Origin of the sequence: Leucothrix arctica (assembly GCF_003172895.1) — a bacterium.
GTDB classification, from domain to species: domain Bacteria; phylum Pseudomonadota; class Gammaproteobacteria; order Thiotrichales; family Thiotrichaceae; genus Leucothrix; species Leucothrix arctica.
In genome coordinates, this window is the sequence record NZ_QGKL01000035.1 from 221,395 (window position 1) to 240,583 (window position 19,189).

Here is a 19,189-nt window from a genome sequence, read left to right on the forward strand (position 1 = left end):
ATCAATTTACACAAGGTGGGTTCTACGTGAACGATTCACGGCTTTATAAAATTAGCTTTATCAATCGAGATAAGGTTTACGATATCTTTGCTAAACAAGTGTACGAGTCTGACTTGTATGGATTTTTAGCAGTTGAAGAAATTGTTTTTGGCAATGCTAGCGATATAGTTATCGACCCTAGTGAAGAGAAGCTTAAAGCTGAGTTTAGCGGTGTAAAGCGTAGTTTTATTCCTCTGCACAGCATTGTTCGTATTGATGAAGTGAAAGAACGTGGTACGTGTAAGATTTCTGACTATGAAGAGAGTGATAATATCTCTCTTTTCCCTGGCGCTTCTAGTGCTGCAGATGAAGAGAAATAGCTTAAAGAAAATACTTTAATAAAGTACTGGCGTGTATCTTAATTATTGATTATTATACGCGCTCTTCGGAGAGGTGGCAGAGTGGTCGAATGCACCGGTCTTGAAAACCGACGTAGGTTTGTAGCCTACCCAGGGTTCGAATCCCTGTCTCTCCGCCAAGAATTTTAAAAAGCCTGCATAGCAGGTTTTTTTATGACCGTAGTACTAGCGTCTACTTTAATTTTTTATTATAGTACGCGCACTGGAGAGGTGGCAGAGTGGTCGAATGCACCGGTCTTGAAAACCGACGTAGGTTTGTAGCCTACCCAGGGTTCGAATCCCTGTCTCTCCGCCATACATTTAAAGCCTGCTTATTGCAGGCTTTTTTGTGCCTGTAAAAAATCATACACATCAGTCTATTTTTTAGGGATACTCGTTTCTTTGAATACCGATTTTGGGCGACTAAAAATTAAAGGAAAATACGATGAAGAAAATATTTTTGATATTATTACTGACTAATTTTCTATCTGGTTGTGTTGCAGTAGTCGCTGGTGCAGCGGGTGCGACAATAGCTAACCCTAAGGGCGCAGGACAAGTTATAGAAAACACAGGTGAAGCGATTCGTGATTTAGGAAAAGATGTAAAAGAAAAAACTAAATAATATATTAAGTTCGACGTTATTTTAAAAGAGCCTGCTTATAGCGGGCTTTTTTGTGGATGCACCCATCGTTCTTTTCTGAAGAAGCGATGGGTGATAGGTAAATTCACCTATTAATAGAGCGAGGCTCCTGCTTGCTGAGTATTTTGTACTTTTGACGCTGTTGAACGCATCGACTCTACTTTGTTGTTAGAAAAGCCTTGAGTCCAAAACTCATCCCACAGATCGATAAACTCTTTTGTATTCTCCATCAGAGACTTTTTATCAAACCCACCAGCACCCTGAGCGAGTATTAGCCACAAATCATTTTGGTGGTAATCATCACAGGCGTTATTTTCTTCGTCATCAGAAACACCATGAACTTGGTAATAGCCTTGTTCTACTGGAATCCCCAGTGCACCAGTGTTCAAGCGCATCACAGGGCTAAAGATCATCACTATTTCTTCAGCAATAGCGAGTAGGGTGAGTAACAGTGGGTAATCATCATAGGCTGTTAAGAAGCACTCTTTGAGTTTCAGGGTCATCGCTGAAGGAGTGAATCGCTCTCTATCTTGATCTGTGATGCTCAAGTCAGTCATTAGGTTCTCAAATAAGATTAGATGAGACTTTTGCGGAGTACCTTGGAAATCACAAGGTTCGCCAATTTTATAATGGAAGCCAAACTCATCCAATGTATTCAGTGTTAATAGGAATCTTGCATAAGCTTTACTACCAGGCTTCATCACGTTTTCAACGCGCTTGGATTGGAACTGAGCCATTAACAAAGCATCGGTAAAAATGTGGACGATTTCACGATACTCCATGTGCATCGTTTGTATTTCTTGAAGTGAAAATTCGTTATTGGCTAACTGAGTTACGATAGGGTGTTTTTTTATTTTATGGTTTTTTACTAGATCAACTAACTCGTGAACAAAAAGCATATTCTGGTTCCATGTTTCTTTGCCTACGCTTTCGATCATTTCGTCTATAACATTCTTACGTATTAAATCCATTAAAAATCATCCTTAGTTAACATTATAAAACTCAAGAATAGGACTGCTGAATACAACCCTAAACCCTATATATTGCACTAGCCATTTTACTATATAGGTTATTTAATGGATTTATCGGGGATAATTTGACCGTATTTGTGCTTTAGTAATAGGTGATTTTTATATTTATTATAAGTTTTTAACAAGAGGGGATATATCTGAAGATAGTCGCTAATCGAGCTTTCCATGTGGTACTTATATGGATGCCAACTTGAAGCCTGTGTGACGATGAATGTCTAATCACGAGGTATGATTAAAGCGCCTTTATAGCACACACAAAAACGCCCGCTATAGTAGCGGGCGTCTATTACGTCTCCATCAAACCACTAACTTAACTACGACGAAAACGTACCAAAGCTACTCCAAACAACGAGATCAATAGGAATAGTGGAGACATAGCACCACCTCCTTTTTTCTTCGTCGTCGTAACAGGAATAATGTTTAGCCCTACAATCACAGGATCTTCCATCGCGTATGAGTTGAAGTCACCTAACAATAGGGAGGGAAAAGTCCTACTGGGCATAGGATTACCCGAGAATGACGGAGCTTATTGCTTGAGTGTTAAAGTTTTATGTATTTCAAGCCGTAATTTTTTAAAATAACCTAAATATAGCCTTAATAGTTGTGCACAAAAATTGTGGATAAGTGTGTTGATAGCAAAATCATAAGCGGTCTAGAGCTATACGCTATAAGGGGTTGAGTGTGTTGGTTAAAAAACAACCAGAATAACCTACAGACGTTTTTGACCGCTAAGTCATTTCTTTGAATCGTGCCATGTCGCGACGTTTGGGTATCGCTCATGGGCGCTAATAAATTACAACAAACTACCTTGTTTAGGCTGTTTATCCCAAAGTGATAACGGTGCAATATCCGGTCTTGCAACATGTAATTGCTCAGCAAACCACTGTGCTAACTCCGGCGCTTGTTGGTTACCTGGTGTGTGAAAGAACATCCAAGGCGTTTTACCTTCATCAATCCATTGAATAAATTTTTTCACCCATTGGCTAAGGCTGGTGTGGGCTAGGTTTATATCAACAGGGCTGATGAATCTCACCAGTGGTTGTTCACCAGTTGCGATGACATGCGTCGGGACACGTGGCTTTTTCTGTTTTGCATCCCGTGTTTCGTCGTCATCTTTCATATTTGCAAACAAGCAGCGAGTGTCAAAAATCACTCGGTTTACTTTATGTCTCATCAATATTTGATTAAGAAGTCGTTCGTTATCTGACTTATCAAACAGCCTCAAGTTACGAACTTCAACCGCATAAGTGTAGTGACTGGGTAATCGACTGAGAAAAACATTCAAATCGGACAGATGCTGGGGGGCAAATTGCTGACTTAGTTGTAGCCAAATTATACCGATGCGATCTTCAAGAGGTGCAATTCGCTGAAGAAACTCAACGACCAAATGGTCACAAGACAGCAACTCACCACTGTGGCTAATGGAGCGTGGAAATTTGAAGCAGAACCTAAAGTCGTCGGGTGTTTGAGTGACCCACTGAGCAACACTGGCTTCGCTAGGCACGCCATAGAAGCTATGGTTACCTTCGACAGAGGTGAAGTGTTGCGAGTAAAGCGTTAACGAGTCAGTTGTTCGCTGATCAGGCGCATACCACTCAGGGTGATGCCATTGAGGTAAACCTATTTTGTATGGTCGCGGTTGACTTGGCTGCTTACTCAATGGAGCTATTCCTAAAGCGTTGAGGAGTGATGACTATACCTAAGCGGTTATGCGTTGAATATATAACTGTTGAGCCGTAAGTGCTTCTAATGCTAAAAAGTGAGACTCGCCATACTGGCCTAAATGATTGAAAATAATCTGTGTGTGAACTGTTTGACCGTTCAATGAATATTTTGAAATACGAGAATGAATAATGACGCCAGCAATAAACTTAGCGAAGAAATCAAAAACACCTCATACCATTCATGAGTATACACACGATGCTGCGAGTGAGTCCTATGGGTTAGAAGCCGCTGAAAAGCTGGGTGTGCCAGTAACGCAGGTATTTAAAACACTCGTAGTAAAGCTTGATGGAAAAACCTTAGCAGTTGGCGTACTACCTGTGTCAGAGATGCTAAGCATGAAAGCCATTGCTAAAGCAGCAGGTGCAAAGAAAGCAGAGATGGCTGACCCGAGCGAAGTAGAGCGCGCAACAGGGTATGTATTGGGTGGCGTGAGTCCTTTGGGGCAAAAGAAACGCCTTAAAACAGTTATCGATCAGTCCGCATGTGACCAACAAACCATTTATGTGAGTGCGGGGCGACGTGGGCTGGAGATTGAACTAAGTCCTGAAAGTCTGAAAAAACTGGTTTCTGGTGCCTATAGCTACATAACGCAATAAGTTACGTATTTTATTTAAAGCTTAAACCAAACAAGTAGATATGAGTTTTAAAGAGGTGGGGAGTTTCGGGTGAAAGAGTAGGCTACTTCGATTAGTAGCCTACTTATAGAGTGGTCTAAAGCGCTAGTTTAAGAAGGCTTCTTCTTTCTAATTGTTTTGTTAGTACCCGGCTTACCCTTCTTAAGGTCACCATCTGGTGTTTTCTTAATAACGGTCTTAGTACTTTTATTAAGGCGAAGAGGGCGCTTCTGATCAGAGACCTTCTTCACTAGTTCTTCGCGATAATTCACTTGGTAACCAGGACGGTTGATACGCTTAATCTTCTGTCCAATCATGCGTTGAATGTTTGCAAGGCTACGCTCTTCTTCACGACTCACAAAAGAAATAGCATGACCTTTTTGTCCTGCACGACCAGCACGGCCAATACGGTGAACATAATCTTCAGCAAGGTAAGGCAAGTTGAAGTTAACAACGTACTCAAGACCTTCGATATCCAAACCACGTGCAGCTACTTCAGTCGCAATTAGGATTTGTACTTTAGCCGACTTAAAGTCAGCAATCGCGCGACGGCGAGAACCTTGACTCTTATCACCATGACAAACAGCAACAGGGTGACGCTTCAGCTTCAGTCTTAACTGGTCTGCTTGCTCTTTAGTACTCGTAAACACCAGCACTTGGTACCAGTTATATTCCTCTAGTAACTCTAGGAATAATTCAATCTTACGGCGCTCTTCAACCGCGTAAAGCACGTGATCTACCGTGTCCGCAGTTTCATTGCCTTTACTAGCGCGAATAGTCTGGTGGCCGGTCAGGATCTTGTGTGACAACTCATTGATCGCAGCGGATAGTGTCGCTGAGAACAATAGTGTCTGACGCTTTTGGTTTGTTAGCTTTAGGATGGTGACAACATCATTAACAAAACCCATGTCTAACATGCGGTCAGCTTCATCTAATACAACATAGTCAACATCAGACAACTCTACGTTGCACTGCTCAAGATGCTCAAGTAGTCGGCCCGGTGTCGCAATCAGTATATCCACACCTTCTTTCAGCATGTTTGCTTGGCCTACGAGCTTAACGCCACCGTAGACTGAAGCGACTTTGAACGGCAAAAACTGAGCGTACTCACCAATCGTACTAGCAAGTTGTTCTGCTAGCTCACGTGTTGGCGTCAAAATAAGTGCGCGAGGGGTCGTTTTATCATCGTTTCGCGGCTTGTCGATCATCTGCTGCAATACAGGAATGGCAAAAGCAGCTGTCTTACCTGTACCTGTCTGTGCAGTTGCAAGTAAGTCCTTACCACGGCGAGCCGGTATAATGGCTTGCTCTTGGATGGGCGTCATCTCTGAATAGCCGCAGGCGTCAATGCCTTTTTGTAGGTCTTTATGTAGGTCTAATGATGAAAAAATCATGGTGTATTTCCTTATTACTGCAAACTGCGGCAAATTCAAGAGCGGAGTATATAGGAATTTTTTAGGAGATAGCGCGTGTTTATTAGGATTAAGCGTTGTAAGTGTCTAATAAATTAGGGTATCTGCACGAGATGGTTATTTAATCGATAAAACGGGCATAAAATAATATTCATAATTAGGTATAAGTAAAATCTATCTATGACAAAAATGAATTTATACATCAATTTATATCATTTTAACAGATACCACTAAGTCTCTATTATCTCTTCATCAGATCAGCAATAGCAATTAGAGACATGACGATTAATATAGAACAACTTAACGCAGACGTAGCCGGAAAAAGGCCACAGGACATCATCAAGTTAATATTTGCTGCTGAGCCAAGCGCGTTTGTGACGACTAACTTTGGTCCTCAAGCAACTGTTCTTTTGCACATGCTGACACAAGTACAGCCTGACATTCCCGTGATTTGGATTGATTCAGGTTTAAATAAAGTAGAGACCTATGAGTTCGCAGACATTGCAGCTGAAGAGTTGAACTTGAATATGAAGGTTTACACGCCAACGATAACGGCGGCACGTTTTGAAGCGGTTATGGGCGGTATTCCAAGTCTTGATGACGCTCGACACACTGAGTTCACTAAGCAGTTCAAGTTAGACCCATTTCAACGGGCGATGAACGAACAGACAGGTAAACTATGGTTTTCAGCAGTACGTCGCGAGCAAACCGCTGTACGTGCAGAGATGGACTACGTTGCAGAAGGCCCATACGGCTTGATGAAGGTAGCACCACTTTTAGACTGGACTGCGGCGGATATGGAAAATTATATCGAAGCGTTTGATCTTCCAAACGAGACTGACTACTTCGATCCGACAAAAGCTGCAAATGACCGTGAGTGTGGTTTACACACATTACAGGTTAAATAAAAAATAATTCAGGAGAATGATGCAATGACACAAGTAACGTTCGTAAAAAAGAAACTTGAAAATGGCGACTGGTGTGCCAAATGTAATGATGTGTCTGCTCGTTTAGAAAAAGACGGTACGGCAGGTTTCATTGATCGCACAGTCGTTGCAGACTTGGCAGACCCTAAGTCAGAGGGCATCCAATTGGCTGAGCAATACAGTATGGATCGTGCACCTTTTTTTGTTGTTAAAGATTCTGAGACAAATTCAGTAGAAGTATTTGATGTCTATTTCAAGTTTAAGCGTCACATGGAACGCTTTGCTAAGACAGCATAATCGATAAAATTGATATAAAAGCCTGCGTATAACATCGGTTATGCGTGGGCTTTTTTCATTAAATCAATAGTATAGGATTCTCTGTCAGGTAAAGTATCTTTGTGGTGCAAGTTTTTGTTAAAATTATATTTTGACCCCCTAGGATGTTCCGTCACATGGCGAACTTTAAACACACCGATACAAAGTCAGCAGGTACTACACCAGCGACTTCTCGTGTTCGCAATCAAGTTATTATTCCTCTTGAAAAGAAAGATGGAAGTATTGAATCGACATTCGTCAGTTTCGATGGTCTTGTCGATGGCAAAGAACATATTGCGATTGGACTAGGTGACTTCCAAAATATCGAAATACCCTTAGTACGTCTACACTCAGAGTGTTTGACAGGGGATGTTTTTGCTTCTCAACGCTGTGACTGCGGTGATCAACTTCACGAAGCAATTGACCTTATTGAGAAAGAGGGTGGATACATACTTTACCTTCGCCAAGAGGGACGAGGAATTGGTCTTTATAATAAGCTGGATGCCTATGCATTGCAGCTTGAAGGCTACGATACCTTTGAGGCAAATGAGCAGCTAGGCTTTGCAGATGACTTGCGAGATTTTGAAGTTGCTGCGCAAATGCTACATAGCTTGGGTCTAACTAAGCTACGTTTACTCAGTAATAACCCTGATAAAGTTAAGCAATTAGAACAGTACAACATTGAAGTTTGCGAAATGGTGACTACTGGTGCTTATATCAGTGCTGGCAATCATTCATATCTGAAAGCAAAAGTGGCTAAAGCCAATCACCAGATGATTGTGCCGATGGAGCATGATCAAGACGATAGCTGATCTATTCATACTTATTCGACTTATGAGAAACCAAGGCGTCTATAGCGGGCTAACATACTATTGTTTCCACTGACGCCGCCGTTGTGAATATAAAGTATCGGCAGGTCGCACTTCCAGTCTTTAAGTACTAGCCACGTTTTGGCATCGTACATCAGTTCAAACTCTATCCCACTTGCATTATTTAATGACTGGTATATCTCCAGTAACTCTGGGTAAGGCTTTCCAAAGTGATAAGGCTTTTCACTCTCTAAAATAACTGGGTAGCGTGTTGCATTGGGGAGTAGCTGTTTAAATAGCTGCGTTAGCGTGTCTGAGTTACCAATACAGGGCACTGTGTAAACGGTATAAGGTAAATGCTGTTGTAAATACAGCGCAGTCGTTCCAGTCCCTGACGGTTGAAAAATCGCGATATCTTCCAAGCTCTGCGTGTCACAAAACGTTTTAATCTCATCTGCCAGTTTTTGTATGCCGAGTTCTGCTTCGGGCATAGCTATGCCTTGCGGTATGTACAAAGTGTCCAATGAGGTTTCAGTGTTTAGTGGTAGGCCTGAATCGTTGATATGCCAAAGCATGCCACACGCTAACGCTTGTTTGAGGTTGCCATTCGGTGTCTGTTTTAACCACTTGGGCTGTGTGCGTGTGTAGTAGTGAAATTCAATGTTAAGTAACTTGCAGAGTTGAGCGATAGCCAGCATTGCGTTTGACTGAGCGCCACCATGACTAATGACACGCTTGTAACTAGAGAGGTCATACGCGTCTAGTAGACCGTATAACTTACGCGCTTTATTGCCATTTAGTGGTGTGAGTAAGTCATCTCTTTTGACAAAGTAATCCCGTCCGGCAAAGTTAAAGCTATCTATTGTTGAGTGTTGCCAGTGGATTTTCATAAGTGGGACGAGCGACGATCAGGAAAGGAATGCCAGCGCAGTAAAGACTACGCTGGCATTATTATTATGATTTTTTGTTGGAGTCTGTCGCTTTTGCGATTTTATCTTTTGCAGAGTCAACTAACTCGCCTGCATCTTCTTTTAGGTCGCTAAACTTCTCTTTAGCATCCTTAGTAAATTCGCCACTCTTGATATCATCAACCACATCACTGGCTTTTTCTTTCAGATCATCAAATTTCTCTTGAGTGTCTTTACCAAGGTCGCTGCTTTTGAATTCATCGTACTTTTCGCCAGCTTTCTCTTTAATTTCGCCGGCAGTTTCTACTGCTTCGTCTTTAAAGTCGCCAAGGTTGTCAGCCGCTCGGTCAGTTAAGTCTTCGCTAGCCGCTGCTGTTTCAGCGTCTGTAGCAGTACTTTTACCAAGGAATGAATATAACGGACAAAAGCTCAGTACACCCGAAGCAATTAACACTATTCCGATCAGTGATATCAGGAAGCCTGCACCAAAAAAACCGATAAGTAGTAGTGCAATACCTGCACCAATACGGATGTTCTTATCTTTTCTACCTACGTTACGTGCCAGTTGCATGAGACATACTCCATTAAATGTGGGGAAAGGGTAACTACTTATACTATTGATCTTTTACATAAGAAATTCAAGCGCATACTTACTATTATTCACGCTTATGAATGACAATTAATGTAGGCGTTTTATGCACTTATTTGCACAATAAACCCGTTAACAGTGCCTCGTCATTTAGCCACTTCATACTGTCAGCATGTTTATCAATAAATGGGTTTCGAATACCGTGGTTCTTAAAAACCCATTCGTTATAAGCCACTTCCCATTTTGACGGCACATCGGTCTTTGCCCAGTGGACTAGCGTCTTAACATGCTCAAGATATAGCTCGTCTATTTCATAAACGAGTAACATATACAAAATAGCGCGTGCAATGTCGCCTTGTGAACGTTTTGGAACGACCCACTCTTCATCCGCATCCGTGCCGGTACTGGCGTAAGCATCGGGGTTTAGGTGAATATGTTCTGGGCGAACGATTTCATCACCATGAAAATCAAACTGAAAACTTGAACGACGGGAGTTTAGCTTTCGGTCAGCAGGTACCCAGTTAAAGGGGTTAGTCTCCGCACCAAACCGAACATTGCGCGGTATGCGTTTGCGAATCATGTATTCTTGTAAAAAAGAACGAGGTACAATATGTTCAATAGTATGGCGCTTCTTTTGCACTAAAGTATCGACTGGGATAGAACCGTAAACAGACTTTACCCAGCCAAAATCATCATCAAAAAAGAAAGACCAAAACTGCTTCCACTTATCTTTTGATTTCAACTGACGGTAACTATTTCGAGACTCGTACACGCCACCAGCCGTTTCGATAAAAGCTAAACGTTCGCACTCGGTTGCTGCACCTTGTTTGGTCCAAATTTGCTTAGGCTTTTTCTTAACAACTGCTTTTTTCTTAGGCTCGGGAGCCGTACAAGGAATAATCTCGATACATACTAAACCGTGGTCAGACTGCAACTTGTTATCAATGCTGTCGCCGCGAATATGATGGTTAAAGACCTCATAATCACAGACTTCACCAATCGCATCTTTGTTGCGAGGGTTAAGCGCGTTAGATACTAGAATATGATCTAGAACATTCGGGTTACCCTGGTGCAAATGTGTGTATGGGCGCGCCTTAGAGCGAGCACTAGGCGCTAACGAAAAGCTGTCAAACAAGCGGCAGTCATGCAACGCACGCTTACTTTCCTCAGGCCAATCGTCATAGTCCACGCCGCCAATGTCATAAGCCTTTTGACGCTGTGTAAGAATATCGAGTGGTGACGAATGTTCATCATCGTTTAAGTCACCCATGACCACGATCTTATTACAAACTTCGGATTGCGCCATCGCGTCATGATAGAGCAGCGTCGCTTCTAGACCCCGTTGAATCATAGACAGGGCATCACCCCGTGCGCGACGCAGGAGGGTGTCTTTATAGCGCGCTTCCCAAGGTGTGGAGTCAGGGTAGGTGAGCTCCTTATCCATGACTGCACGTTTTGACTTGAGGTGGACAACATAAACGACCACATCACCAATATCTGGCGTATCAATCACCGCTCGCACTGGCAGGCGGCTAAACTTAAACGCATCATCGATAGGAAGTACGTCGCTCGCATCAGCATTTTGATCAACCGTAGCGGTAGACTTGATAGGGAAGCGAGAAGCCAATGCAACAACAGGACTCGTCAGTACCGCACTGTCATCGTCTAAAGCCTTTGGTGAGTCTACTGTGACAAAGTAAGGGTAACCGAGTCCGTTAACTAAGGTTTCTAGTACTTTAGGGCTGAACACTTCTTGAAAGCCGACGATGTCAGCGTCCATTTCTTTTAATTGATCGCTAACCCATTGTTGTTTTTTTTTCCATTCGCGTGACTGGTAGGTGTTTCTATCTTCACGCTCGTACCAATATAAACCGTGCTCGGAAAATTGGTATAAATTAATGGTGGCAAGTTTCATTTAGCGTCAAATCCCTTATATTACTTTTCTCAAAAAAGTTGCGACTTGTTAACGATGATGTTATCAACGGCACACGTTTATTTTTGATGAGTTAGTAATGTTTAAAACATATGCAATTCTTGTAGTCGCCATTCTTGCTGAAATTATCGCGGCTAATGCTTTGAAGTCGTCGAATCAGTTTACGCGTGTCTGGCCAACAGTCCTATCGCTCAGTTGTTATTGTGTTTCATTGTTCTTGTTAACGCTAGTTTTGAAAAAAATGTCACTAGGCATAACTTATGCGATTTGGTCAGGAATGGGTATTGTATTTGTGGCGATCATCGGTGTGCTTTGGCACAAAGAAGCATTAGATATGCCTGCTGTTTTAGGGATGTTACTGATAATAGCGGGTGTTATGGTGATCAATTTATTTTCAAAGGTGGTTGGCAGCTAACAGTGGTCGTGACTCTTGATGATCATCATCACCTTTTTGCTTGATCAGGTAAGTCTCAAACACTTCTGCTGAAACAGGCTTTGAGTAAAAGTACCCTTGTGCAAAGTCACAGCCACCGTCAGAGAGTAGCCACGCTTGCTCCTGCGTTTCTATACCTTCTGCAATAACCTGCATATCAAAAATGTGAGCGATCTTGATAATCTCTAAGCAAAGCGCCAAGTTCTTATCATTTCCAACAATATTAGATACAAAACTACGATCAATTTTTAAGTAATTACTTTTTAGGTTTTTCAAGTAAGCCAGGGATGAGTAACCCGTACCGAAGTCATCTAGCGCCAATTGAACGCCACCATTTCTGAATGCATCTAACTTAGCACGCACTTTGCCGTCCAAATCAAGCATCAGATTTTCAGTGATTTCTACGACTAAAGACGTGTAGTCAACACCCAAAGTGTCCATGTATGCATACCAATCATTGACGATGCAGTCATTATGGTAATACTGGATGGGGGATGTATTAACACTCAGTTGGAAGTTTGGCTCATACTTTTGTTGCCACTCAGCAAGCTGTTTAGTACCTTTCTGAAATACCCAATTACCAATGTCAACGATCAAGCCGGTCTCTTCAGATAGCGGAATAACTTCGTCAGCACCCACTATGCCTCGTGTCGGGTGATTCCAACGGAGAAGGGCTTCAGCCTTAACAATTTTGCCTGACTCAAAGTCAATAATAGGTTGGTAGTACACCTCAAACTGTTCTTCTTTATAAGCTTCACGCAACTCATTAATTGAGCGCATTCTATTTTTAGCAACGGTACGCATGTCTTGCGAAAAGTAGTTGTAACGATTACGTCCATTTTCTTTGGAAGCGTACATTGCTTGGTCAGCATTCATGATGAGAGTATCAATGTCCGCGGCATCTTCTGGATAATGCGTGATGCCGATACTGGCAGAAACGTGGAAGGTTTCAATGCCAATAACAAACGGTCTAGCAAGCTCCGACAACACATTGTCAGCAATATCTGCGATTATGTCTTTTCCTTTAGCATCCTCAAGCACAACGGTAAATTCATCACCCCCTAAGCGGGCTGCAATGCCGTGACCTTTTACACAGGCGTTTAAGCGTTTGGCAGCTTCCTTAAGTAAGGAGTCTCCAAATTGATGACCGTGGGTATCATTAATGGTTTTAAAATTATCAAGGTCTAGTAGCATAAGCACGATAGGGCCTATGTTCTTACGTTTATACCGTTGAATGGACTTGCTAAGCTCAGATTGAAATAAGCGCCGGTTAGGTAAGCCAGTCAGCAGGTCAATATTCGCTTGTCTCCAAATCAGCGCCTCAGCATCTTTATGTGAAGTGATGTCGGTTTGTGTACCAACTACTCGAGCTGCTAAACCTAATTCATTTCTACTAATCACCATGCCGCGAGACAGCGTCCAGACCCAACGGCCATCTTTGTGTTTAACGCGATGCTCCATGGAAAAAAAGTCAGTATCGCCTTTTAGGTGCTTAAGCATCGTCGCAGAGCAGGACGGTCTGTCTTTAGGATGAAGTACTTCTGTTGTCCACTTATCCATTGTGGTGATGAACTCACCTTCCTCGTAGCCCAGCGCGTTTAAAAACTGTTTAGAGAAATAAATATCATCACTCACAGGGTTCCAATCCCACACGCCATCACCTGAACCCTCAAGCGCGAACTTCCAGCGAGCTTCACTGGCAGAGAGTCCTTTTTGTACTTCTTTCTGAGCACTCTCAACCGCTTCTTGATAATTATTTATATCAAACAATAAGCGGTTAAAAGTCTTCGTTAAGTCACCAATCTCATCATCACTGTGTATTCTTTGCATATATTTCAGTGGGTTCTTTGGGTCAGCCAATAGGTTTTGAATATTACCTTTAAGATTTTGAATAGGGCGTAGCACTATCCAATATAAACCGGCTGTTGTGGTAACAGTCACAAATAGGCAAATCAGAGCGATAAGGCCTAATATATTAATAATGTGCTGTAACAGTTCTTCTTTAAAACTACTAATGTCTGTCCGTAAAACAAGCCAGTAAGGGTCATTGCCAGACATGATTTGTTTGGTTGTTTCTAGTCGTGTGTGATCTTTAGAAATCGAAGGAGCAGGAGACTTAAGTTTGATATTAGATGTGTTTACTGTCTCTCCAAACTTAATCGGGCAGTCAGTCATATTACAGACGGCATAACCCTTCACCAGCTCATGATGGCCTAGCAGACGGCTGTAAATTTCTGGGTCAGATACCTTGTTTTCATACTGCAGCGATGACTCTAGCGTAGAAATAAGAATACTCGCATGACTCTCAGCCATCATCTCTTTATGATGCTTTTCAGTGAATAGTGAAGGCACTAAAATAATTATTTCAACAAGGACAATGCTCAGCATTACCGTACTGGCAATCTTGAGATTGAGTCTTGATGAAAGTACTTTCTTAATTATTGAAGTCATAAAATGGATGCGTTTTTAGTGACGTATAATACCGAGTTTACGTGCGAAGATTTACTCCCAGCTTAACCGCCGATGAGTGGTAATTATTAACTGCATTAAGGTGTTAATAATCATACAATCGACCTGCTTCTACATTAAACGTCTACTACTGAGAGCTCATTATGTTCGTCTTGCATACTTCAAACCGTGCTGAAAACTTGTTAGAACACCTGACGAAGATATTGGAGACACCTCAGCCATCCGTTTTTTCTAAAGAAGTTTTTTTGATTCAAAGTCAGGGCATGGAGCGTTGGTTGTCGCAGCAATTGGCAGAGCGTTCACAGTTATGGGCTAACTTTGAATATCTGTTTCCAGCACGTTTCTTTAATGAAATGACCAATAAGCTTGGTTTGAGCTTGCAGCAACAAGCCTTTGGTCGTGAAAATATGCTGTGGCAGTTTGAATCGATCTTACGCACTATTGACGCTGATGTTTATAAGCCAATCAACCAATATTTAACAGGTGTTTCGGTTGAACGCAAGCGTTATCAGTTAGCTCAACAATTAGCCTATCTGTATGATCAATATCAATTTATGCGTCCTGATTGGCTCGCTACGTGGGAAAAAAACGAGAAAGTTGAGTTACAAAATCCGAGTGACATAACCGACAGAACTCAGCTCTGGCAAGCTGAACTGTGGCGCGAACTCATTGGTAGGCAAGATGGCGAAGGCATTTCTCACCACGGTGAGCGTTGGAAGGATGCAATCACAGAGCTAGAAACTCGCCGTCGAGGAGACCTAGAAAAGATACTTCCAGCCCGTATTTCGGTACTAGGAATCAACACATTATCGCCAATGTACCTCGCTTATTTGCAAGCATTGTCAAAACATATACAAGTTCACTTCTACCTTCTAAACCCTTGTGAAGCGTTTTGGGCGGAAAGTAACACAGCAGTGAAACACCAATTACGCTTACAATCTATACAAGCGGGTCAAATACACGGGGTTGATGAAGCACCGATCAATCCTTTACTTGGAATGCTCGGGCAGCAAGGTCGAGACTTTCAAGTGTTGTTGTTGGAGCAAGAAGCCAATGAAATAGAGATTACCTCGTTTGATGCGGTCAAATCCACGGGTGAGCCTAGCCTACTTGAGCAACTGCAAAACGACATCTTGTTTAATGAAGCTGGCGATACCAGTTTTCAGTTACAAGATGATGATTACAGTCTTTCGATACATGCCTGCCACTCGCGCTTACGTGAAGTAGAAGTCCTTAAAGATCAGTTGCTGGCAAGCTTTGACAAACATCCTGATCTCGACTTGCGAAATGTAGTGGTCATGGCACCTGACATTCAAACCTACTTACCCTACATAGATGCGACTTTTGACGACATTCCTTATGCGGTGGCTGACCGAAGCTTGCGACAGAGCAACTTATTGCTCGATATATTGTTGCGCTTTTTTGACCTCAGCCAAAGCCGTATGTTGTGGAACGAAGTCCTCGCGGTATTAGAAGAGCCTGCGGTACGAGAGCAGTTTGGACTGTTCGACGACGATATTCTTATGGTCAGACACTGGGTTGAAGAAACCCGCATACGTTGGGGTGAGTCAGCGGAGCATCGTAAAGACATTGGTGTGGGTGAGTTTAGCGAAAACAGTTGGCAAGCAGGCTTGGAGCGTTTGCTCATGGGTTACGCCGTACCGAGTGACGCAGAGTTTTGTGATGACATACTACCGTATAGCGACATTGAAGGCTCACAGGCGCAAGCTTTAGGTGGTTTTTACAGCTACTTTAAACTGCTAAAAACAGCGCGTGCTGAGTTATCTAAAGACCGCACCTTAAAAGAGTGGGTTGAAAAGCTCATAGGGTTTGCTGAGCAATTAATACTGCAAGACTCTGAAACCGAGTCACAGTGGGGACAGTTGCGAGAAATGTTTGAGCAACTGACTGAAGTTGCCGAAGAACACACAGAAACACTGACCCTACAAGTGCTTATCGACTACCTAGAGTCCACGGCCAGCGAGTCTAAAACAGCCACAGGTTTCATGCGTGGCCAGCTGACTTTCTGCTCCATGTTACCGATGCGAGCGATTCCGTTTAGCGTGATTGGTTTGTTGGGCATGAATGAAGGTGAGTTCCCTAATATAGATGGCCGAGCAGCGTTTGACTTGATGGACAGCGAGTTCCGTCGTGGTGACCGTTCTCGTCGTGCGGATGAGCGTTATCAATTCCTTGAAACCTTGGTGTCGTCACGCAAGCAAATACTTATTAGTTACATCGGGCAATCGATTAAAACCAATGATGAAATACCACCGTCGGTTGTGGTGTCTGAGTTGCTTGATGTGTTGGACCATTATTATCAAATAGCGCCTGAAACAGTGGTGACTAAACACCCGCTGCAAGCATTTAGTCCACGCTACTTTGTGCCGCAAGATGACCCGCGTGTGAAGCTGTTTAGTTACTCTAAAACGGCTGCTGATGTAGCCATGCGCCTACAATCCAACACTAAACCTGACACCGAATTCTGGTGGAAAGGTGAGCTACAAAACCGCGAACCGCTTGAGCTTGCAGCTGACAGTAAAATGGTGATCGACCTTCAAGATCTGTTCCGTTTTTATAATCACCCGCAGCGTTACTTTGTTGAAAAGCACTTACAACTTCGCATTCAACGACCTGAAGAATTAGCAGGGACGAGTGAGTCGTTTGAACTGGATAACTTAGAAAAGTTCTTTGTGAATCAGGAATGGCTAGCGCGACACTTGAGTGAGGATGGCGAGGCGGTTGGTCATGCCTTTTTGAAGCGACTACGTGCCGAAGGGCGCTGGCCTCATGGAGTCTTGGGTGACCAGCTTTTTGACAATATGTCAGGTGAGCTTTCAGGCTTTGTTGAGAAGCTACGCGAGCTAAACATTGGTAACAAGCACGAACCAACCTTAGTTGATTTTACCTTGGGTGACTACCGACTGAAAGGCGCGTTGAGTAATGTTTATGATAATGGCAACCTGCTATATCGTTATGCGCGCTGTAAGCCTAAAGATAATATGACTGCATGGCTTAATCATCTGATTGGCCTGAATGCGCCAGAGGTTGAGGCTAACACCACTTACATGATGCACATGGATGGTTACTGGAAGTTTGATGAAGTGGCTGACAGTGAGAGTCGGTTACTGGCGCTGCTAGATGCTTACAAAACTGCGCAATCTGGTTTGAGTCCATTGTTATTAGAGCCAGCTTTTGCTTGGGTGACGCGAGAGCTAAATGCCAAATCACGCTCCAAGAAGACACCTCAAGACGAAGCATTGGCAACACTTGAAACTACTTATGGACAGGATAGTTATTGGCAGCTTTTATATCGTGGTGGTGATGTGAGTGAACTGCTCGAAGCTGAGGCGTTTAAGCATCTAACAGAGAGCTTGGTAAAGCCTTTGCTGACTTCGCGCAGTGGTATTAACGACACGTAAATAAAAAAGGCGGCCAATCGAGCCGCCTTTTTAAATATAGCTACTTCCTTTACTTAGAAGCGATAACCTACAGAGCCATTTACAAGGTTGATGTTTTCATTGCTACCATCAAGTTCGTACTGCTTTGCCTCTAAGCGCATTTGTAAGCGTGGAGTTGGGTTGTACTCAACGCCCGCGCCGTAAACTAGGTCAGTATTCGCTGCATAAGTGTAACCAAACTCCTCAGCTTCCCAGTCCCAATAGCCTAAACGGCCAAATAGCGACACTTTTGGTGTGATTGGAAGGAATCCTAAAACAGATGCTTCAACGCCATATACATCTCGAGAGATACCTCCTTCCTCAATGCCAGTTACCGAGACTAAGCCAATTTCTGCTGCAAAGTAATTGTTCAGCTGTTGCCCCAAGTAGGCGATAATCGCGCCATCTTTAACGTCTGGGTAAATAGCTTGGTCATTAACTTCATAATCGGCTGAGCCATAGCTTATGCCGCCATATAGACCGTTTTGAGGGGCCGCAGAAGCAGCGCTAGCAATTAATGACAAACCTAATGCTGCAATGGCTAGTGTTGATTTCATTCTAAATAATCCTTTTATAAGTATCCGTTGAATAAGCGAAGGCTGATTCTTGACGGTAAACTTAACAAAAATAATTATTAAATAAGATAAGTTTTAGCTATAAGCGGTAGTTTTGTGTTTTAACGGTATCAGTACAAAAGCTTAGTCACGTTGAAATGAACGGCCATGGAGAAGTCTATCTACTTCACTTAGACCCTCATTAAGCCCGCAGGAGTGGCAATAACCTGAAAAGCAATAAACAGATTAAAATCATGACAACACTCTATGGGGTAAGCGGCGAAATTATACCTAGATAAGCGTGCTAGAAGCAGCTACATAAAGAAGGAATCCATAGCGGTAGCTGCCTTGAGAGCTTTTTAAAAAATGGTTTTAGTACTTAACTGAACAACCATAAGCACGTGTAGAAGCGACCTGAATAGCGTCGCCTTTCATGCCAGCGTCCAACGCTGCTGCAACGTAGTTTGTCGACTTAGCAATAACCGCTGGATTTGCTGAGCTGTTATCGTCGATCGCGCCTGCATAAACCACAACGCCTTCTGGGTTGATCACAAACATATGTGGCGTCGCTTTGGCACCAAACGCACGTCCCATGCCGCCGTCTTCATCTAGTAAATAAGCGGCACTTAGCGCAGAGCCATTACTCTTAGCTTCAGCGATTGCTTCGTCTGCTTCCAAGTGACCTTGGCGACCAAATGCAGATGAAATCACCGATACCCACTTAACGCCTTTATCCGTGTACTTCTTTTGAAGTGCCTGCATGTTTTCGCTGCCGTAGTGCTTACGTACATAAGGGCAGTCTTTGTTAAACCACTCGACTACTAGCCATTCGCCTTTGTAGTCAGCTAGGGTTTGAGTCTTGCCGCTCGCATCCACTTCTGAAAAGTCAGGTGCTGGTTGGCCAGGTTGTGCGGCTGAAAAAGCGAACGCAGGTACAGCGATAAGCGCTGCAAATGATAAGCTTTGTAATGTCGTCTTCATGACTTGTTGAAACATCATCGTCTCCTTTTATGA

At 43.0% G+C, this 19,189-nt stretch carries 18 protein-coding genes and 2 tRNA genes; 10 read left to right on the forward strand and 10 right to left on the reverse strand.

Going from position 1 to position 19,189, the window contains the following annotated elements; genetic code table 11:
• Positions 1-26 precede the first annotated feature (26 nt).
• From DKT75_RS13370 to DKT75_RS21835, 4 genes are all read left to right on the forward strand, one after another.
• Positions 27-359, forward strand: coding sequence for a DUF1820 family protein (locus tag DKT75_RS13370; protein ID WP_109823938.1), 333 nt, complete (start codon positions 27-29; stop codon positions 357-359).
• A 67-nt stretch (positions 360-426) separates the two neighbouring features.
• Positions 427-517: transfer RNA gene (locus DKT75_RS13375), tRNA-Ser, on the forward strand.
• Positions 518-602: 85 nt separating this feature from the next.
• Positions 603-693, forward strand: a tRNA-Ser gene (locus tag DKT75_RS13380).
• Positions 694-822: 129 nt separating this feature from the next.
• Complete coding sequence (locus tag DKT75_RS21835; protein WP_158278870.1) at positions 823-999, forward strand: lipoprotein; 177 nt, start codon at positions 823-825, stop codon at positions 997-999.
• Positions 1,000-1,109: 110 nt separating this feature from the next.
• Here the strand turns inward: DKT75_RS21835 and DKT75_RS13385 are convergent, their stop codons facing one another.
• The 3 genes from DKT75_RS13385 to DKT75_RS13390 form a co-directional block, all read right to left on the reverse strand.
• Positions 1,110-1,988 carry a hypothetical protein gene (locus DKT75_RS13385; protein WP_109823939.1) on the reverse strand — a complete coding sequence of 293 codons (879 nt, stop codon included), beginning with the start codon at positions 1,986-1,988 and terminating at the stop codon, positions 1,110-1,112.
• A 370-nt stretch (positions 1,989-2,358) separates the two neighbouring features.
• Positions 2,359-2,550, reverse strand: a complete 192-nt coding sequence (locus DKT75_RS21740) for a hypothetical protein (RefSeq protein WP_146201378.1) — start codon at positions 2,548-2,550, stop codon at positions 2,359-2,361.
• Positions 2,551-2,841: 291 nt separating this feature from the next.
• On the reverse strand, positions 2,842-3,708 hold the full coding sequence (locus DKT75_RS13390; protein ID WP_158278871.1) for a DUF72 domain-containing protein: 867 nt from the start codon (positions 3,706-3,708) through the stop codon (positions 2,842-2,844).
• A 193-nt stretch (positions 3,709-3,901) separates the two neighbouring features.
• Here DKT75_RS13390 and ybaK point away from each other — a divergent pair, with 193 nt between their 5' ends.
• Positions 3,902-4,369 carry a Cys-tRNA(Pro) deacylase gene (ybaK, locus tag DKT75_RS13395; protein WP_109823941.1) on the forward strand — a complete coding sequence of 156 codons (468 nt, stop codon included), beginning with the start codon at positions 3,902-3,904 and terminating at the stop codon, positions 4,367-4,369.
• A gap of 128 nt (positions 4,370-4,497) precedes the next feature.
• On the opposite strand, the gene DKT75_RS13400 is transcribed toward ybaK, so the two are convergent.
• Entirely contained in the window at positions 4,498-5,781 is a 1,284-nt protein-coding gene (locus tag DKT75_RS13400) for a DEAD/DEAH box helicase (RefSeq protein ID WP_109823942.1), read from the reverse strand.
• A 296-nt stretch (positions 5,782-6,077) separates the two neighbouring features.
• Here DKT75_RS13400 and DKT75_RS13405 point away from each other — a divergent pair, with 296 nt between their 5' ends.
• The 3 genes from DKT75_RS13405 (at position 6,078) to DKT75_RS13415 (ending at position 7,852) form a co-directional block, all read left to right on the forward strand.
• Entirely contained in the window at positions 6,078-6,707 is a 630-nt protein-coding gene (locus DKT75_RS13405; protein ID WP_109823943.1) for a phosphoadenosine phosphosulfate reductase domain-containing protein, read from the forward strand.
• 24 nt (positions 6,708-6,731) lie between these two features.
• On the forward strand, positions 6,732-7,022 hold the full coding sequence (locus tag DKT75_RS13410) for a hypothetical protein (protein ID WP_109823944.1): 291 nt from the start codon (positions 6,732-6,734) through the stop codon (positions 7,020-7,022).
• Between the two features lie 155 nt (positions 7,023-7,177).
• Positions 7,178-7,852, forward strand: coding sequence for a GTP cyclohydrolase II (locus tag DKT75_RS13415; protein ID WP_109823945.1), 675 nt, complete (start codon positions 7,178-7,180; stop codon positions 7,850-7,852).
• Positions 7,853-7,872: 20 nt separating this feature from the next.
• Here the strand turns inward: DKT75_RS13415 and DKT75_RS13420 are convergent, their stop codons facing one another.
• From DKT75_RS13420 to DKT75_RS13430, 3 genes are all read right to left on the reverse strand, one after another.
• A complete protein-coding gene (locus tag DKT75_RS13420; RefSeq protein WP_109823946.1) occupies positions 7,873-8,739 on the reverse strand; it encodes a 1-aminocyclopropane-1-carboxylate deaminase in 867 nt (288 codons plus the stop codon).
• Positions 8,740-8,803: 64 nt separating this feature from the next.
• Positions 8,804-9,328 carry a YgaP-like transmembrane domain gene (locus DKT75_RS13425; RefSeq protein ID WP_109823947.1) on the reverse strand — a complete coding sequence of 175 codons (525 nt, stop codon included), beginning with the start codon at positions 9,326-9,328 and terminating at the stop codon, positions 8,804-8,806.
• Between the two features lie 130 nt (positions 9,329-9,458).
• Positions 9,459-11,261, reverse strand: a complete 1,803-nt coding sequence (locus tag DKT75_RS13430; protein WP_109823948.1) for an endonuclease/exonuclease/phosphatase family protein — start codon at positions 11,259-11,261, stop codon at positions 9,459-9,461.
• Between the two features lie 97 nt (positions 11,262-11,358).
• Here DKT75_RS13430 and DKT75_RS13435 point away from each other — a divergent pair, with 97 nt between their 5' ends.
• A complete protein-coding gene (locus DKT75_RS13435; protein WP_109823949.1) occupies positions 11,359-11,694 on the forward strand; it encodes a DMT family transporter in 336 nt (111 codons plus the stop codon).
• On the opposite strand, the gene DKT75_RS13440 is transcribed toward DKT75_RS13435, so the two are convergent.
• On the reverse strand, positions 11,674-14,163 hold the full coding sequence (locus DKT75_RS13440) for a GGDEF domain-containing phosphodiesterase (RefSeq protein WP_109823950.1): 2,490 nt from the start codon (positions 14,161-14,163) through the stop codon (positions 11,674-11,676). The genes DKT75_RS13435 and DKT75_RS13440 overlap by 21 nt on opposite strands.
• Before the next feature lie 161 nt (positions 14,164-14,324).
• On the opposite strand from DKT75_RS13440, the gene recC reads away from it, so the two are divergent.
• A complete protein-coding gene (gene recC, locus DKT75_RS13445) occupies positions 14,325-17,603 on the forward strand; it encodes an exodeoxyribonuclease V subunit gamma (protein WP_109823951.1) in 3,279 nt (1,092 codons plus the stop codon).
• A 53-nt stretch (positions 17,604-17,656) separates the two neighbouring features.
• Here the strand turns inward: recC and DKT75_RS13450 are convergent, their stop codons facing one another.
• Positions 17,657-18,178, reverse strand: coding sequence for an outer membrane beta-barrel protein (locus DKT75_RS13450; protein ID WP_109823952.1), 522 nt, complete (start codon positions 18,176-18,178; stop codon positions 17,657-17,659).
• A gap of 369 nt (positions 18,179-18,547) precedes the next feature.
• A complete protein-coding gene (locus DKT75_RS13455; RefSeq protein WP_109823953.1) occupies positions 18,548-19,171 on the reverse strand; it encodes a thioredoxin family protein in 624 nt (207 codons plus the stop codon).
• Positions 19,172-19,189: the final 18 nt, after the last annotated feature.

What these genes read in the sequence shown, in the direction of transcription:
- DKT75_RS21835 (WP_158278870.1), top strand. Translation starts at nt 823, where the DNA reads ATGAAGAAAATATTTTTGATATTATTACTGACTAATTTTCTATCTGGT.
- DKT75_RS13385 (WP_109823939.1), bottom strand. Translation starts at nt 1,988, where the DNA reads ATGGATTTAATACGTAAGAATGTTATAGACGAAATGATCGAAAGCGTA.
- DKT75_RS21740 (WP_146201378.1), bottom strand. Translation starts at nt 2,550, where the DNA reads ATGCCCAGTAGGACTTTTCCCTCCCTATTGTTAGGTGACTTCAACTCA.
- ybaK (WP_109823941.1), top strand. Translation starts at nt 3,902, where the DNA reads ATGACGCCAGCAATAAACTTAGCGAAGAAATCAAAAACACCTCATACC.
- DKT75_RS13400 (WP_109823942.1), bottom strand. Translation starts at nt 5,781, where the DNA reads ATGATTTTTTCATCATTAGACCTACATAAAGACCTACAAAAAGGCATT.
- DKT75_RS13405 (WP_109823943.1), top strand. Translation starts at nt 6,078, where the DNA reads ATGACGATTAATATAGAACAACTTAACGCAGACGTAGCCGGAAAAAGG.
- DKT75_RS13410 (WP_109823944.1), top strand. Translation starts at nt 6,732, where the DNA reads ATGACACAAGTAACGTTCGTAAAAAAGAAACTTGAAAATGGCGACTGG.
- DKT75_RS13415 (WP_109823945.1), top strand. Translation starts at nt 7,178, where the DNA reads ATGGCGAACTTTAAACACACCGATACAAAGTCAGCAGGTACTACACCA.
- DKT75_RS13420 (WP_109823946.1), bottom strand. Translation starts at nt 8,739, where the DNA reads ATGAAAATCCACTGGCAACACTCAACAATAGATAGCTTTAACTTTGCC.
- DKT75_RS13425 (WP_109823947.1), bottom strand. Translation starts at nt 9,328, where the DNA reads ATGCAACTGGCACGTAACGTAGGTAGAAAAGATAAGAACATCCGTATT.
- DKT75_RS13430 (WP_109823948.1), bottom strand. Translation starts at nt 11,261, where the DNA reads ATGAAACTTGCCACCATTAATTTATACCAATTTTCCGAGCACGGTTTA.
- DKT75_RS13435 (WP_109823949.1), top strand. Translation starts at nt 11,359, where the DNA reads ATGTTTAAAACATATGCAATTCTTGTAGTCGCCATTCTTGCTGAAATT.
- DKT75_RS13440 (WP_109823950.1), bottom strand. Translation starts at nt 14,163, where the DNA reads ATGACTTCAATAATTAAGAAAGTACTTTCATCAAGACTCAATCTCAAG.
- recC (WP_109823951.1), top strand. Translation starts at nt 14,325, where the DNA reads ATGTTCGTCTTGCATACTTCAAACCGTGCTGAAAACTTGTTAGAACAC.
- DKT75_RS13450 (WP_109823952.1), bottom strand. Translation starts at nt 18,178, where the DNA reads ATGAAATCAACACTAGCCATTGCAGCATTAGGTTTGTCATTAATTGCT.
- DKT75_RS13455 (WP_109823953.1), bottom strand. Translation starts at nt 19,171, where the DNA reads ATGTTTCAACAAGTCATGAAGACGACATTACAAAGCTTATCATTTGCA.